The organism is Pseudomonas sp. GW101-3H06 (assembly GCF_059424605.1).
On record NZ_JBWKZO010000001.1, the window covers coordinates 5,119,833 to 5,134,790 of the forward strand.

Annotated in this window: 13 protein-coding genes and 1 tRNA gene; 7 read left to right on the plus strand and 7 right to left on the minus strand. The window is 59.1% G+C overall.

The window, feature by feature from the left end; all coding sequences use genetic code 11:
- Window positions 1-41: 41 nt before the first annotated feature.
- From gcsR to AC07ZE_RS23480, 7 genes are all read left to right on the plus strand, one after another.
- Window positions 42-1,550 carry a transcriptional regulator GcsR gene (gene gcsR / locus AC07ZE_RS23450; RefSeq protein WP_207266819.1) on the plus strand — a complete coding sequence of 503 codons (1,509 nt, stop codon included), beginning with the start codon at window positions 42-44 and terminating at the stop codon, window positions 1,548-1,550.
- A gap of 459 nt (window positions 1,551-2,009) precedes the next feature.
- Window positions 2,010-2,393 carry a glycine cleavage system protein GcvH gene (gcvH, locus tag AC07ZE_RS23455; RefSeq protein WP_207266820.1) on the plus strand — a complete coding sequence of 128 codons (384 nt, stop codon included), beginning with the start codon at window positions 2,010-2,012 and terminating at the stop codon, window positions 2,391-2,393.
- 11 nt (window positions 2,394-2,404) lie between these two features.
- Window positions 2,405-5,272: an aminomethyl-transferring glycine dehydrogenase gene (gene gcvP / locus AC07ZE_RS23460; RefSeq protein ID WP_207266821.1), complete on the plus strand. Its 2,868-nt coding sequence runs from the start codon at window positions 2,405-2,407 to the stop codon at window positions 5,270-5,272.
- Between the two features lie 139 nt (window positions 5,273-5,411).
- Complete coding sequence (locus AC07ZE_RS23465) at window positions 5,412-6,788, plus strand: L-serine ammonia-lyase (protein WP_207266824.1); 1,377 nt, start codon at window positions 5,412-5,414, stop codon at window positions 6,786-6,788.
- 39 nt (window positions 6,789-6,827) lie between these two features.
- Window positions 6,828-7,952: a glycine cleavage system aminomethyltransferase GcvT gene (gene gcvT / locus AC07ZE_RS23470; RefSeq protein ID WP_207266825.1), complete on the plus strand. Its 1,125-nt coding sequence runs from the start codon at window positions 6,828-6,830 to the stop codon at window positions 7,950-7,952.
- Between the two features lie 403 nt (window positions 7,953-8,355).
- Entirely contained in the window at window positions 8,356-8,568 is a 213-nt protein-coding gene (locus AC07ZE_RS23475; RefSeq protein WP_007931076.1) for a cold-shock protein, read from the plus strand.
- Window positions 8,569-8,664: 96 nt separating this feature from the next.
- Window positions 8,665-9,153 carry an RDD family protein gene (locus tag AC07ZE_RS23480; protein WP_207266827.1) on the plus strand — a complete coding sequence of 163 codons (489 nt, stop codon included), beginning with the start codon at window positions 8,665-8,667 and terminating at the stop codon, window positions 9,151-9,153.
- A gap of 130 nt (window positions 9,154-9,283) precedes the next feature.
- On the opposite strand, the gene nadA is transcribed toward AC07ZE_RS23480, so the two are convergent.
- The 7 genes from nadA to tolB form a co-directional block, all read right to left on the minus strand.
- Window positions 9,284-10,342 carry a quinolinate synthase NadA gene (gene nadA, locus AC07ZE_RS23485; RefSeq protein WP_207266829.1) on the minus strand — a complete coding sequence of 353 codons (1,059 nt, stop codon included), beginning with the start codon at window positions 10,340-10,342 and terminating at the stop codon, window positions 9,284-9,286.
- 272 nt (window positions 10,343-10,614) lie between these two features.
- Window positions 10,615-10,690, minus strand: a tRNA-Lys gene (locus tag AC07ZE_RS23490).
- A 63-nt stretch (window positions 10,691-10,753) separates the two neighbouring features.
- Window positions 10,754-11,446 (minus strand): 7-cyano-7-deazaguanine synthase QueC, encoded by a 693-nt coding sequence (gene queC, locus AC07ZE_RS23495; protein WP_095193180.1) that lies wholly within the window; start codon window positions 11,444-11,446, stop codon window positions 10,754-10,756.
- 1 nt (window position 11,447) lies between these two features.
- Complete coding sequence (gene queE, locus AC07ZE_RS23500) at window positions 11,448-12,095, minus strand: 7-carboxy-7-deazaguanine synthase QueE (protein ID WP_095193179.1); 648 nt, start codon at window positions 12,093-12,095, stop codon at window positions 11,448-11,450.
- Between the two features lie 166 nt (window positions 12,096-12,261).
- A complete protein-coding gene (ybgF, locus tag AC07ZE_RS23505; protein ID WP_207266835.1) occupies window positions 12,262-13,107 on the minus strand; it encodes a tol-pal system protein YbgF in 846 nt (281 codons plus the stop codon).
- A 6-nt stretch (window positions 13,108-13,113) separates the two neighbouring features.
- A complete protein-coding gene (pal, locus tag AC07ZE_RS23510) occupies window positions 13,114-13,611 on the minus strand; it encodes a peptidoglycan-associated lipoprotein Pal (RefSeq protein WP_003178634.1) in 498 nt (165 codons plus the stop codon).
- 52 nt (window positions 13,612-13,663) lie between these two features.
- Window positions 13,664-14,944, minus strand: a complete 1,281-nt coding sequence (gene tolB / locus AC07ZE_RS23515; RefSeq protein ID WP_171017048.1) for a Tol-Pal system beta propeller repeat protein TolB — start codon at window positions 14,942-14,944, stop codon at window positions 13,664-13,666.
- Window positions 14,945-14,958 lie beyond the last annotated feature (14 nt).

The following is a 14,958-nucleotide window of genomic DNA, read 5'->3' on the forward strand; positions in this document are numbered from 1 at the left end:
ATACTTGCCACCCTCCGCACTCCAGAACCTGAAACCGCCCCATGCGTATCCACGTCAGTTTCATCGACCGCGTCGGTATTACCCAGGAAGTCCTGGCCTTGCTCGGTGGGCGCAATCTCAATCTGGATGCGGTGGAAATGATTCCGCCCAACGTCTATATCGACGCGCCGACCCTGAGCCCGGACGTCCTTGAAGAACTGCGTGATGCGTTGCTCAGCGTGCGTGGCGTGCAGGCGATGACGGTGGTCGATATCCTGCCGGGCCAGCGCCGGCACTTGCAGCTCGATGCACTGCTCGCAGCCATGACCGATCCGGTGCTGGCTTTAGACAGTGCCGGCAAGGTGCTGCTGGGCAATCCCGCGCTGATTGCCCTGTATGGCCGCGAACCGGCCGGTGAAAGCGTTGCCGATCTGTTCGCCGACCCGGCGCTGCTCGACACCCTGCTCGAACACGGCTTTCGCCTGCCACTGCGGGAAATCACCGTCAATGGCCAGACGTTGTTGCTCGACGCCACACCGATCACCGACGCCGGCGCCCTGCTGACCCTGTATCAACCAAACCGCATCGGCGAACGCCTGTCGGCATTACACCATGATCATGCCGAAGGTTTTGACGCGCTGTTGGGCGAATCGCCTGTGATCCGCACGCTCAAGGTTCGCGCGAAACGGGTGGCGGCCCTTGACGCACCGCTGTTGATCCAGGGTGAAACCGGCACCGGCAAGGAACTGGTAGCCCGCGCCTGTCACGCCATCAGTGCCCGGCACAACGCACCGTTTCTGGCGTTGAACTGTGCGGCATTGCCGGAGAACCTCGCCGAAAGCGAACTGTTCGGCTACGCCCCCGGCGCCTTCACCGGTGCACAACGAGGGGGTAAGCCTGGACTGATGGAACTGGCCAACCAGGGCACGGTATTCCTCGATGAAATCGGCGAAATGTCACCGTACTTGCAGGCCAAGTTGCTGCGTTTCCTCAACGATGGCAGTTTCCGGCGAGTGGGCGGCGATCGCGAAGTGAAGGTCAATGTACGCATCCTCAGCGCGACCCACCGTAACCTGGAAAAAATGGTCAGCGAAGGGCAGTTCCGCGAAGACCTGTTCTACCGCCTCAATGTCCTCAACGTTGAAGTCCCGCCGCTGCGCGAACGCGGCCAGGACATTCTGCTGCTGGCTCGCTACTTCATGCAGCAAGCCTGCGCGCAGATCCAGCGCCCGGTCTGTCGCCTGGCGCCGGGCACTTATCCGGCCCTGCTGGGCAACCGCTGGCCGGGCAACGTGCGTCAGCTGCAAAACGTTATTTTCCGCGCCGCGGCCATTTGCGAAAGCAGCCTGGTGGACATCGGCGACCTCGACATTGCCGGCACCTCGGTAGCGCGCCAGAGCGACCACGACGTCGACAGCCTGGAACAGGCGATGGACGAGTTCGAGAAAACCCTGTTGGAAAAACTCTACGTCAGCTACCCCTCGACCCGTCAACTGGCCAATCGCCTGCAAACCTCACACACCGCAATCGCCCATCGGTTGCGCAAGTACGGCATTCCCAACAAGCCGTAATCCTTACAGTTGAAACACCTCTCCCTGCCAACAAAAATCTACTGTGGGAGCCAGCCTGCTGGCGATAGCAGTCTCACAGACAACAAAGCTGTTGAATGTGATGACCCTATCGCCAGCAGGCTGGCTCCCACAGGTTTTGAGTTCGACCCGTAAATTTCACTCTGAAAACGACCTCCACCTGTACTGAAAGCGCTACAGCGGAACGATATCGCTACACCCCTCTCCAACCACTGCCCCGCAAGGCTTTGATCCACTTCAGCTTTTTTCTTGAGCCATGCCTGTAGCGATTTCGCTACAGACAGCAAATGACCATCTCTCAAAAAATCACATAAGCCATTGATTTAAAACAATAAAAAAACATTGGCCGCTTTTTTGCTTAATTACCACTCATAAATCAGGGCAATTGCCCAAGCATTCAATCGCGTCCACCAGACGAGTCTGGCCCCTTAGGAGTTTTCCATGAGCGAATTGCGTTTTACTGAAGATCACGAATGGCTGCGCACCGAAGCTGACGGCACTGTCACTGTCGGCATCACCGCTTTCGCACAGAACGCACTGGGCGACGTGGTTTTCGTACAACTGCCTGAGCTGCAGTCCTACGAAAAAGGCGCTGAAGCGGCCACCGTGGAATCGGTAAAAGCGGCCAGCGGCGTGTACATGCCACTGGACGGAGAAGTGCTGGAAGTGAACCCGGCGCTGGACAGCAGCCCGGAACTGGTCAACGAAGACCCGCTGGGTGAAGGCTGGTTCTTCCGTTTCAAACCTGCTGACGCTTCGGCTGTCGCCAAACTGCTGGATCAGGACGCCTACGACCGTCTGATCAAAGCCCAAGCCGAAGCCTGAGGAACGTTGACATGACCCAAGTGAATCCTGCCGTTGTAAACATCAGTACCGCCAACGAATTCATCGCCCGCCACATCGGCCCGCGCGCCGGCGACGAACAGGCGATGCTCAACAGCCTCGGTTTCGACTCCCTGGAAGCCCTGAGCGCCAGCGTCATCCCGGACAGCATCAAGGGCACCAGCGTCCTCGGCCTCGAAGACGGCCTGAGCGAAGCCGATGCCCTGGCATTGATCAAGTCCATCGCCAGCAAGAACCAGCTGTTCAAAACCTTCATCGGCCAGGGCTACTACGGCACCCACACACCGTCGCCGATCCTGCGCAACTTGCTGGAAAACCCGGCCTGGTACACGGCCTACACCCCTTACCAGCCGGAAATTTCCCAAGGCCGTCTTGAAGCACTGCTGAACTTCCAGACCCTGATCAGCGACCTCACCGGCCTGCCGATCGCCAACGCATCTCTGCTCGACGAAGCCACCGCCGCTGCCGAAGCCATGACCTTCTGCAAGCGCCTGAGCAAGAACAAGGGCAGCCACGCGTTCTTCGCCTCCGTACATTGCCACCCGCAAACCCTCGACGTATTGCGCACCCGTGCCGAGCCTCTGGGTATCGACGTCGTAGTCGGCGATGAGCGTGAACTGACTGACGTCAGCGCATTCTTCGGCGCCCTGCTGCAATACCCGGCAAGCAACGGTGACGTCTTCGACTACCGTGAACTGACTGAACGCTTCCACGCCGCCAACGCGCTGGTTGCCGTCGCCGCCGACCTGCTGGCCCTGACCGTGCTGACCCCGCCGGGCGAGTTCGGCGCCGACGTGGCCATCGGTAGCGCGCAACGCTTCGGCGTGCCGCTGGGCTTTGGTGGCCCGCACGCGGCCTACTTCTCCACCAAGGATGCGTTCAAGCGCGACATGCCGGGCCGTCTGGTCGGTGTGTCCGTGGACCGTTTTGGCAAGCCGGCGCTGCGCCTGGCGATGCAAACCCGCGAACAGCACATCCGCCGCGAGAAGGCCACCAGCAACATCTGCACCGCGCAAGTGCTGCTGGCCAACATCGCCAGCATGTACGCCGTGTACCACGGTCCGAAAGGCCTGACGCAGATCGCCAACCGTGTGCATCACCTCACCGCGATTCTGGCCAAGGGCCTGAGCGCACTGGGCCTGAGCGTCGAGCAGGAAAACTTCTTCGACACGCTGACCATTAAAACCGGCGCACAAACGGCTGCGCTGCACGACAAGGCTCGCGCGCAGCAGATCAACCTGCGCGTGGTGGATGCCGAGCGTCTGGGCCTGTCCCTCGACGAAACCAGCACCCAGGCAGATGTCGAAACCCTGTGGGCGCTGCTGGCCGAAGGCAAATCCCTGCCGGACTTCGCCGCCCTCGCTGCCTCGGTACAAAGCACCATCCCGGCCGCACTGGTGCGCCAGTCGCCGATCCTCAGCCACCCGGTGTTCAACCGTTATCACTCGGAAACCGAGCTGATGCGCTACCTGCGCAAACTGGCGGACAAGGACCTGGCGCTGGACCGCACCATGATCCCGCTGGGTTCGTGCACCATGAAACTCAACGCCGCCAGCGAAATGATCCCGGTGACCTGGGCCGAGTTCGGCGCCCTGCACCCCTTCGCCCCTGCCGAGCAGAGCGCCGGCTACCAGCAATTGACCGACGAGCTGGAAGCGATGCTCTGCGCTGCTACCGGTTACGACTCGATCTCGCTGCAACCGAACGCCGGCTCGCAAGGTGAGTACGCCGGTCTGCTGGCGATCCGCGCCTATCACCAGAGCCGTGGCGAAGACCGCCGCGACATCTGCCTGATTCCGTCGTCGGCCCACGGCACCAACCCTGCCACCGCCCAGATGGCCGGCATGCGCGTAGTGGTCACCGCGTGCGATGCCCGTGGCAACGTCGACATCGGAGACTTGCGCGCCAAGGCCATCGAGCACCGCGAACACCTCGCCGCGCTGATGATCACCTACCCGTCGACCCACGGCGTGTTCGAAGAAGGCATCCGCGAAATCTGCGGCATCATTCATGACAACGGCGGCCAGGTGTACATCGACGGCGCCAACATGAACGCCATGGTCGGCCTCTGCGCCCCGGGCAAGTTCGGTGGCGACGTGTCGCACCTGAACCTGCACAAGACCTTCTGCATCCCTCACGGCGGTGGCGGCCCGGGCGTTGGCCCGATTGGTGTGAAATCGCACCTGACGCCGTTCCTGCCGGGCCACGCGCAAATGGCACGCAAGGAAGGCGCGGTATGCGCCGCGCCATTCGGTAGCGCGAGCATTCTGCCGATCACCTGGATGTACATCCGCATGATGGGCGGCGCGGGTCTGAAGCGCGCTTCGCAGCTGGCCATTCTCAACGCCAACTACATCTCCCGTCGCCTCGAAGAGCATTACCCTGTGCTCTATACCGGCAGCAACGGCCTGGTGGCGCACGAGTGCATCCTCGACCTGCGCCCGCTCAAGGACAGCAGCGGCATCAGCGTCGATGACGTGGCCAAGCGCCTGATCGACTTCGGCTTCCACGCTCCTACCATGTCGTTCCCGGTGGCCGGCACGCTGATGATCGAGCCGACCGAAAGCGAATCCAAGGAAGAACTGGACCGCTTCTGCGACGCCATGATCCGCATCCGTGAGGAAATCCGCGCGGTGGAAAACGGCACGCTGGACAAGGACGACAACCCGCTGAAAAACGCCCCGCACACCGCGGCGGAGCTGGTCGGCGAGTGGTCGCATCCGTACAGCCGCGAGCAAGCGGTGTACCCGGTCGCCTCGCTCATCGAAGGCAAATACTGGCCGCCGGTCGGTCGCGTCGACAACGTGTTCGGCGATCGCAACCTGGTCTGCGCCTGCCCGTCGATCGAAAGCTACGCTTAAGGCAATGAGGGGCGGGTTCGCTCGCCCCTTTCAAGAAAACCGCATATCCCTTGTGGGAGCGAGCAAACCCGCTCCCACAGGTTTCCGTTTCGCCACAAGATCCACGCCAATTCCTATAACAAGAAACCGGAGAACAACCATGTCGTTAAGCGTGTTCGACCTGTTCAAGATTGGCATCGGCCCCTCCAGTTCCCACACCGTCGGCCCGATGCGCGCAGCCGCGCGTTTCGCCGAAGGCCTGCGCCGAGAAAACCTGCTGACCGCGACCACCTGCGTCAAGGTCGAGCTCTATGGTTCACTCGGTGCCACCGGAAAGGGCCACGGCAGTGACAAGGCTGTGCTGCTGGGCCTGGAAGGTGAACACCCGGATACCGTGGACACCGAAACCGTCGCCGCTCGCCTGCATGACATCCGTGGCAGCGGACGCTTGAACCTGCTCGGCGAACACAGCATTGCGTTCAACGAGAAAGAACACCTGGCGATGATCCGCAAACCGTTGGCCTACCATCCCAACGGTATGATCTTTCGCGCATTCGACGCGGCGGGCCTGCAAATCCGCAGCCGCGAGTACTACTCGGTCGGCGGCGGTTTTGTCGTCGATGAAGACGCTGCCGGTGCCGATCGCATCGTCGAAGACTCAACCCCGCTGACCTTTCCCTTCAAAAACGCCAAGGAACTGCTCGGTCACTGCGCCACCTACGGGCTGTCCATCAGCCAGGTGATGCTGACCAACGAAAGTGCCTGGCGCCCCGAAGCGGAAACCCGCGCCGGTCTGTTGAGGATCTGGCAAGTGATGCAGGACTGCGTTGCCGCTGGTTGCCGTAACGAGGGCATTTTGCCCGGCGGCTTGAAGGTCAAGCGTCGGGCGGCTGCACTGTATCGGCAACTGTGCAAGAACCCCGAATCATCCCTGCGCGATCCGCTGTCGGTGCTGGACTGGGTCAACCTCTACGCATTGGCCGTCAACGAAGAAAACGCCAATGGCGGGCGCGTCGTCACGGCGCCCACCAACGGTGCGGCCGGGATCATTCCGGCGGTGCTGCATTACTACATGCGTTTCATTCCCTCGGCGAACGAAGACGGGGTGGTGCGCTTTCTGCTGACCGCCGCGGCCATTGGCATTCTGTACAAGGAAAACGCCTCGATTTCCGGCGCCGAAGTCGGCTGCCAGGGTGAGGTCGGCGTGGCGTGCTCCATGGCGGCCGGGGCCTTGTGCGAAGTCCTCGGCGGCACGGTGCAACAAGTGGAAAACGCCGCGGAAATCGGCATGGAACACAACCTGGGCCTGACCTGCGACCCGATTGGCGGACTGGTGCAAGTGCCTTGCATCGAGCGCAACGCCATGGGTTCGGTCAAGGCCATCAATGCGGTGCGCATGGCCATGCGTGGTGACGGACAGCACTTCGTCTCCCTCGACAAGGTCATCCGCACCATGCGCCAGACCGGCGCCGACATGAAAAGCAAATACAAGGAAACCGCCCGAGGCGGTTTGGCGGTCAACATTATCGAGTGCTGATGGGCTTACGCACACTGCACACTTTTTCAGGAGCTGAATATGTCCACCGAACAACTGTTGAAAACCCCGTTGCACGCACTGCACATCGAGCTAGGCGCGCGCATGGTGCCATTCGCCGGCTATGACATGCCCGTGCAATACCCGTTGGGCGTGATGAAAGAACACCAGCACACCCGCGATCAGGCTGGCCTGTTCGATGTTTCGCACATGGGCCAGATCCGTCTGACCGGCGCCAATGCCGCCAAGGCCCTGGAAACCCTGGTGCCGGTGGACATCATCGACCTGCCGGTGGGCATGCAGCGCTATGCGATGTTCACCAACGAGACCGGTGGAATCCTCGATGACCTGATGGTCGCCAACCTGGGTAACGACGAATTGTTCCTGGTGGTCAACGCGGCCTGTAAGGACCAGGACCTGGCGCACCTGCGCAAACACATTGGCGAACAATGCCGTATCGAACCGTTGTTTGAAGAGCGCGCCCTGCTGGCCCTGCAAGGTCCGGCGGCGGTCACCGTGCTGGCGCGCCTGGCTCCGGAAGTGGCGAAAATGACGTTCATGCAGTTCGCCCGTGTGCAATTGCTGGGCGTTGACTGCTTTGTCAGCCGCTCTGGCTACACCGGAGAGGACGGTTTCGAAATCTCCGTGCCGGCCGCCAGCGCCGAAGCACTCGCCCGCGCCCTGTTGGCGGAACCGGAAGTCGAAGCCATCGGCCTTGGCGCGCGCGACTCGCTGCGCCTGGAAGCCGGCCTGTGCCTGTACGGCCACGACATGAACACCGACACCACCCCGATCGAAGCCAGCCTGTTGTGGGCCATTTCCAAGCCTCGTCGTGCCGAGGGTGCGCGTGCCGGCGGTTTCCCTGGCGCTGAAAACGTATTCGCCCAGCAACAGGGCGGTGTCAGCCGCAAGCGTATCGGCCTGCTGCCTCAGGAACGTACTCCGGTGCGTGAAGGTGCAGAGATCGTCAACGAAGCGGGCGAAATCATCGGTAGCGTCTGCAGCGGCGGTTTCGGGCCGACCCTGGGCGGTCCTTTGGCGATGGGTTACGTCGACAGCGCTTATATCGCTCTCGATACTCCAGTATGGGCGATTGTTCGTGGGAAAAAGGTGCCTTTGCTTGTAAGCAAAATGCCATTTGTTCCACAACGCTACTATCGCGGCTGATTGATTGTTCCTATAAGTAACGCGGTTGCGTTAACAGTGCACTAATGTGTAACGCAACCGCCATAAAAGAGTGCATCGTTTGGCTCTAAGCTTCGATTATGAACTTTGCTTATAACGTTCGAAAACAATTGAACAGCCGTATCGAATAAGCTGCCACTAATGGCCCGAAAAACTGCTAGCAACCCGAGGAAATGCGGGCTTCGCAGGGGCTTGTTTTTTCTCCCGTAGTTGGCGTAGAGTTTGTTCACTGTGTTTGCATGGGTCGCTTGGAATCGTGACCTGGGCAGTAGCCAACAAGTTTGCTACATCCCGTTCGACGTCTTCTTACTCTCCTGCAACCAGCCCCAGTACTCTTTCATGAGAAAGAGACTGTCATTAATTTTAGCGTCAAAGGAAATAAGAAATGTCCCAACGTCAGAGCGGTACCGTCAAGTGGTTTAACGACGAGAAAGGTTTTGGTTTTATCACTCCAGAAAGCGGTCCGGATCTGTTCGTGCATTTCCGCGCTATTCAGGGCAACGGTTTCAAGAGCCTGAAAGAAGGCCAGAAAGTGACCTTCATCGCTGTGCAAGGCCAGAAAGGCATGCAGGCTGACGAAGTACAAGCAGAAGGCTAATCTTCTGTTACGAAAAAGCCCCTGATGCTGACATCAGGGGCTTTTTTGTGCGCGTAAATCCGTAAAATGGCTTCTTTTTTCCCTTTGAGTGCCGTCATGTCGAAACACTTGCTGAAACCCCAGGGCGAATTTCCTGCCGCTGGCCTGGGTCGTCGTCTGGCGGCGATGTTCTATGACTTCCTGCTGTGCACTGCCCTGCTGATCGTGACCAGCGGCGCCTACAAGATGATTCAGATGGCGATCATCGGTGAAGAAAAAATGCGCGTGCTCACAGAGGCTGGAGCGCTCGACGGCGACCCGCTGCTCTCGACCCTACTGTTGTTCGTTCTGTTTGGCTTCTTCGCCAAGTTCTGGACCCACTCAGGCCAGACCCTGGGCATGCAGGTCTGGTGCATTCGCGTACAGAATGCCGATGGCTCCTCCATCAGCCTGTGGCAAGCGCTGCTGCGCTTCGTGGTGTCGATCGCTTCGCTGCTGTGCGTGGGCCTGGGATTCATCTGGTCGCTGTTCGACAAGCAGAAACGCAGCTGGCACGACATGTATTCCAATACCGAGCTTGTGCAGATTCCGAAAAAGACCAAGTAATTCCGTAAAGCCCATACCAATGTGGGAGCGAGCCTGCTCGCGAAGGCGGTGCATCAGCAACATTAATGTTGACTGACACTCATTCTTCGCGAGCAGGCTCGCTCCCACACTTTTAACGATTTGACGGCTATTAAGCGTTCCCCGCCAATTTCATCCGCGCAGCCTGGGTGAAATCCAACATGCGCTTGAGCGGCCGAATGGCCTGGGGAATCAACGCAGGATCGACAAAGATCTCGTTAGTCCCCTCTTTCAAGCTCTTCAGCGTGCGCTCAAGGGTGTTCATCGCCATCCACGGGCAGTGTGCGCAACTGCGGCATGCGGCCCCGTTGCCGGCGGTTGGCGCTTCGATAAACACCTTGTCCGGGCACAACTGCTGCATCTTGTAGAAGATGCCGCGGTCGGTGGCGACGATCAGGGTTTTGTTCGGCAAGGTCTGTGCCGCCGCGATCAACTGACTGGTGGAACCCACAGCGTCTGCCAGTTCGATCACCGAGGTGGGCGACTCCGGATGCACCAGGATCGCCGCATCGGGATACAGTGCCTTCATGCCCTCAAGCTGCTTGGACTTGAACTCTTCGTGAACGATGCAAGCCCCGTCCCACAGCAGCATGTCTGCACCGGTCTGGCGCTGAATGTAAGTGCCCAAATGCTTGTCCGGCCCCCAGATAATGGTTTCGCCGTTGTCCATCAGGCTTTCCACGATCTCCAGTGCGCAGCTCGACGTCACCACCCAGTCTGCCCGAGCTTTTACCGCCGCCGATGTATTGGCATAGACCACCACCGTACGCTCGGGATGCTGGTCGCAGAACGCGGAAAACTCGTCGACCGGACAACCCAGGTCCAGCGAGCACGTGGCTTCCAGCGTCGGCATCAGGATACGTTTTTCGGGGTTGAGGATCTTGGCCGTCTCGCCCATGAATTTGACCCCGGCGACCACCACGGTCTTGGCCGGATGAGCATTACCGAAGCGGGCCATCTCCAGCGAGTCGGAGACGCAGCCACCGGTTTCTTCGGCCAGGGCCTGAATGATCGGATCGCAATAGAAGTGGGCAACCAGCACTGCATCCTGAGCCTTGAGCTCGGCAGCGATGGCAGAACGGTAATAAGCTTCCTCATCGGCTGTCAGCGGCTTGGGCTGCTTGGCGTCGAGGTGGGCTTGAACCAGAAGGCGTTCGGAAATCTGCGTCATGTTCGCAAGACCTGCAGGCGCATTCGCGCGAAAGTCGAGTATACACCCGGCTCCGGACCCAACAGGGTACCGCCGGGAAAGTGGGTATTGATCAGGCACGGATAGCGTTGAAGCTGCGCAAGGCTACAGAATATCCCGCGGATGCAAAAGATGATTCTGATCTGTGTCATGCAGTACGGCCCGGGAATCGGGCGGACTTAAATCGCGGGCAAAAAAAAATCCGGAAATCCTCACTTTCGTGGGCCTTCCAGACTTTTAAAACAGCTTGAAAATGGTGGGTCGTGTGGGATTCGAACCTACGACCAATTGGTTAAAAGCCAACTGCTCTACCAACTGAGCTAACGACCCGCTGTGTGGTGGCGCGTATAATACTGATTTTTAAGGACTATTCAACACCTATTTTGAAATAAATCAAAAATAAGGTGTTGGATCGCTGATTCCGGCCGCCGCAAAGCCTTCCGCACGCAGGCGGCAGCTGTCGCACTTGCCGCAGGCACGACCATCGTCATCGGCCTGATAGCAGGAAACGGTCAGGCCGTAATCCACGCCGAGCTTCACACCTGCCTGGACAATCTGCGCCTTGCTCAGGTTTTGCAGGGGTGCCTGAATACGGAAGCCCTGCCCTTCAACACCGGCCTTGGTTGCCAGATTAGCCATGCGCTCGAACGCCTCGACGAACTCTGGACGGCAGTCAGGGTAACCGGAGTAGTCGACAGCGTTCACACCGATAAAGATGTCACGCGCACCCAGCACTTCGGCCCAACCCAACGCCAGCGACAGGAACACCGTGTTGCGTGCCGGCACATAAGTCACCGGGATGCCTTCCCCCGCGACTTCCGGCACGTCAATACTGCTGTCGGTCAGCGCCGAGCCGCCGATGCCATTGAGGTTCAGACCGATCACCTTGTGCTCGACCACACCCAAGTCACGGGCAACGCGCTCGGCGGCATACAGTTCAGCGTGGGAACGCTGACCGTAGTCGAAACTCATGGTGTAGCAGCTGTAGCCTTCAGCGCGAGCCATGGCCACGACGGTTGCCGAATCCAGGCCACCGGACAGGAGGATGACCGCACGTTTTTCCACAGTGTTCAGTTGTTCCGTCATATCAGCGCCCCGGCTCGTCATTCCAAAGATATTTATGCAGCTGCAATTGCAGGCGCACTGGCAGATTGTCCGCCACCACCCAGTCAGCCAGATCCCGAGCATTGAGGTCGTGATGGCTTGGCGAGAACAGGACTTCGCCGGCGCGCTGGTCCAGACCATACTGGATCAACTTGGAAACGGACCAGTCATAATCCTCTCGCGAGCAGATGACAAATTTCACCTGATCGTTGGGCGTGAGCAGTTCAATGTTTTCGTAACGATTGCGATGTGCCTCCTTCGAACCCGGAGTCTTTAGGTCGACGACACGACTGACCCGAGGATCCACCGCCGAGATATCGATAGAACCACTGGTTTCCAGTGACACTTCGTAACCGGCATCACACAACCGCTTGAGCAATGGAATGGCATTGGGTTGTGCCAGGGGCTCGCCGCCCGTGACACACACGTAACGCGGACGGAACCCTGCCACTTGCTCAAGAATATCGTCGAGCGTGCGAATGGTTCCGCCGGTGAACGCGTAGGCGCTGTCGCAGTATTGGCAACGCAACGGGCAACCGGTCAGGCGCACAAAAACCGTGGGCAGGCCGGCAGTCCGAGTTTCACCCTGCAACGAGTAGAAAACTTCGGTGATTCTCAATGTGTCTTGCATAGTCGCCACGGGCGTAACAGCTAAACAGGCTGTCCGCCTCCGTCAGGCACTTCAAGGAACCCCGGCAATGCGCAGATCCCAAAAAGCGTGTTTCAGAAAAAGGGGATGAATTCTAACAAAAAACCCGCGACAAGCGCGGGTTTCTTCGAAACAGGTCAAGCAGCCCTTACATTTTTTGCAGATCACGCTGTGCCAACTGAGCGGCGGAAGTACCCGGATATTGGGAAACCACCTGCTGCAGAATGCCTTTGACCCGGTCGGTATGACCGAGGCGGCGCTCTACATCAGCGAGCTTGTACAGCGAATCAGGCACTTTGGCGTGCTTCGGGTAAAGCTGTGAAACCTTGGCAAACGCCTGACCTGCACCTTGCAGATCACCTTTGGCCAGGTTCACTTCACCCAACCAGTACTGGGCATTGCCCGCGTATTGGCTATTCGGGTATTTACGCAGGAATGCGGCGAAAGCCTGGCTGGCCTTGTCGAAATCCTTGGCCTTGATCAGGTCGAAGGCTGCGTCGTAGTAGAGCTTTTCCTTCGCCGGGTCTGCCGGCTCGCTGCCCGCGGCGGGTGCTTGAGCGGCTGCCGCTCCCGCACCGGTGGCTGCGCCTGCTGCTGCACCGGGGGCATTCAAACCGCCACCGGTGGAAGAATTATCGGGAGTCGCGGCTGGTGCAACGCCGGATCCTATGCGCCGATCAAGATCCTGATATCGCTCCAGGCTCTCTTGCTTCATGCGCGCTACATCATTTTGCAGTTCTTCGATCACACCCTGTTGGCGCGAGATCTGATCCTGCATTTGTTGCAGTTGGTTGAACAGCTGGCCCTGTGCCGAGACAGGGGCCGAAACCCCTCCCCCGGCATAGGCGCCGTTCGTACCGTAACCCGCAGGCGGATAACTGCTACCGCTATTGTTATAGCCGGAGTCATTATCGACCACAGGAACCTCAGCCCACACCGCAAGCGGTGCGAGACTGAGAGCCAGAACAGTTACAGCACGACGGCACGTTCGCATGACGAATTACTTACGCAGTTCGACGCGACGGTTTTGAGCCCAGGACTGCTCGTCGTTGCCGGTAGCAACTGGACGCTCTTCGCCGTAGGAAACCAGTTCCAGCTGAGCTGGGGAAACACCTTGCAGTACCAGGTAGCGTTGAACGGCTTTCGCACGACGCTCGCCCAGTGCCATGTTGTACTCACGAGTACCACGTTCGTCGGTGTTGCCTTCCAGAACAACGCGAGCGCCGTTTGCTTTCAGGTCTTTGGCGTGAACGTCCAGAGCGCGCATGGCTTCTGGCTTCAGGTCCGAGCTGTCGTATTCGAAGTAGAAAGTGGTGATTGCGCGCAGAGCAGCTTCTTCGCTCAGGGAGCCGTCAACTGCACCAGTGTTTGCGCCGTAACCAGCGTTTGGATCTACCGCGCCTTCACCGGCATTGTCGCCGCCTTTGGACGAGCAACCTACAGCTACAGCCATGGCCAGAGCCAGCGCAGCAAATTTACCAAACTTCAGCATTTCCATCGTGAAACTCCTAATGAACCCCAGTGTGTTAAGTAAAACGTAAAGCGCCGCGTCAGTTCAGGTAAGGGGACCAGGAAGGTTCTCTGACTTCGCCTTGTGCGGTAGGAAGCGGGAGCCTTACGCGTCCATTGATGGACACGAGCATCAAGACTCCCCGGCCCTGCTGGCGGGTGGCGTAGATTACCATGGTGCCGTTGGGCGCAACAGTAGGCGACTCGTCCAGAGTGCTATCAGTGAGGATCTTTACACTACCGCGCTGCAAATCCTGAGCCGCCACCTTGAAATTGGTGAAACCGTCCTGGCGGTGAATCATCACGAGGGTCTTTTCGTCAGCCGACAGTTTAGGGTTGGCGTTGTAGTTACCGACGAAAGTCACACGCTCGGCACCGCCACCACCCACGCTGGTTTTGTAGATCTGCGGTTTGCCGCCACGGTCGGAGGTGAAGTAGATGGTCGAACCATCCTTGCCCCAGAACGGTTCGGTGTTGATGCCCTGGCCGTTGGTGACGCGACTGATCTGACGCGACCCCAGGTTCATCACATAGATGTCCGGGTTGCCATCTTTGGACAAGACGAATGCCAGGCGATTGCCATCCGGCGACCAGGCTGGCGCACCGTTCAGACCTTCGAAGTTGGTGATCTGCTCACGGCGACCGGTGTCGATGTTCTGCATGAAAATGCGCGGACGCTTCTGCTCGAACGAGACGTAGGCGATGCGCTTGCCATCCGGAGCGAAACGCGGCGACAGGATCGGCTCGCGAGACTGCAAAAGGGTCACGGCACGGGCACCGTCATAGTCCGAACGTTGCAGCGTGTAGCGAGTGTTCTTCTCGGAGAAACGCTCGGCCGTCACGTACAGCAGGCGAGTCGAGAACGCACCTTTGATACCGGTGAGTTTTTCGAACGACTGGTCGGAGATGTAGTGCGACATGTCGCGCAGTTGATCAACGCCGCCCGACACGCTGCCAGTCAGCACTTGCTGCTCGGTAGCGACGTTGAACAGTGCGTATTGCACCTGCAGGCGACCGCCCGCCGGAACAATGCTGCCAACCATGACGTACTGGGCACCCAGCGCCTTGAAGTCACGGAAGATGATTTCGCTGGCCTGGCTTGGCTGGCTGATCATGTTCTGTTTTGGAATCGGCGAGTAGTAACCCGAGTTGCGCAGGTCGTTACCGATGATTTCGGCCATGTCGTCCGGCAGCACGCTGCCGCCCTGGAAGCCGAACGGTACGACTGCGATCGGGGTCGCCCGGTCACTGCCGCTGGTGACCAGAATGTTTTTCTCATCTGCCATCGCGATCCCTGCCATGCAGCAGATCACGACCAGCATTCCTCGAAGGAGGT

Excerpts from the sequence above, each read along its gene's own strand:
- gcsR (WP_207266819.1), top strand. The coding sequence starts at position 42 with ATGCGTATCCACGTCAGTTTCATCGACCGCGTCGGTATTACCCAGGAA.
- gcvH (WP_207266820.1), top strand. The coding sequence starts at position 2,010 with ATGAGCGAATTGCGTTTTACTGAAGATCACGAATGGCTGCGCACCGAA.
- gcvP (WP_207266821.1), top strand. The coding sequence starts at position 2,405 with ATGACCCAAGTGAATCCTGCCGTTGTAAACATCAGTACCGCCAACGAA.
- AC07ZE_RS23465 (WP_207266824.1), top strand. The coding sequence starts at position 5,412 with ATGTCGTTAAGCGTGTTCGACCTGTTCAAGATTGGCATCGGCCCCTCC.
- gcvT (WP_207266825.1), top strand. The coding sequence starts at position 6,828 with ATGTCCACCGAACAACTGTTGAAAACCCCGTTGCACGCACTGCACATC.
- AC07ZE_RS23475 (WP_007931076.1), top strand. The coding sequence starts at position 8,356 with ATGTCCCAACGTCAGAGCGGTACCGTCAAGTGGTTTAACGACGAGAAA.
- AC07ZE_RS23480 (WP_207266827.1), top strand. The coding sequence starts at position 8,665 with ATGTCGAAACACTTGCTGAAACCCCAGGGCGAATTTCCTGCCGCTGGC.
- nadA (WP_207266829.1), bottom strand. The coding sequence starts at position 10,342 with ATGACGCAGATTTCCGAACGCCTTCTGGTTCAAGCCCACCTCGACGCC.
- queC (WP_095193180.1), bottom strand. The coding sequence starts at position 11,446 with ATGACGGAACAACTGAACACTGTGGAAAAACGTGCGGTCATCCTCCTG.
- queE (WP_095193179.1), bottom strand. The coding sequence starts at position 12,095 with ATGCAAGACACATTGAGAATCACCGAAGTTTTCTACTCGTTGCAGGGT.
- ybgF (WP_207266835.1), bottom strand. The coding sequence starts at position 13,107 with ATGCGAACGTGCCGTCGTGCTGTAACTGTTCTGGCTCTCAGTCTCGCA.
- pal (WP_003178634.1), bottom strand. The coding sequence starts at position 13,611 with ATGGAAATGCTGAAGTTTGGTAAATTTGCTGCGCTGGCTCTGGCCATG.
- tolB (WP_171017048.1), bottom strand. The coding sequence starts at position 14,944 with ATGCTGGTCGTGATCTGCTGCATGGCAGGGATCGCGATGGCAGATGAG.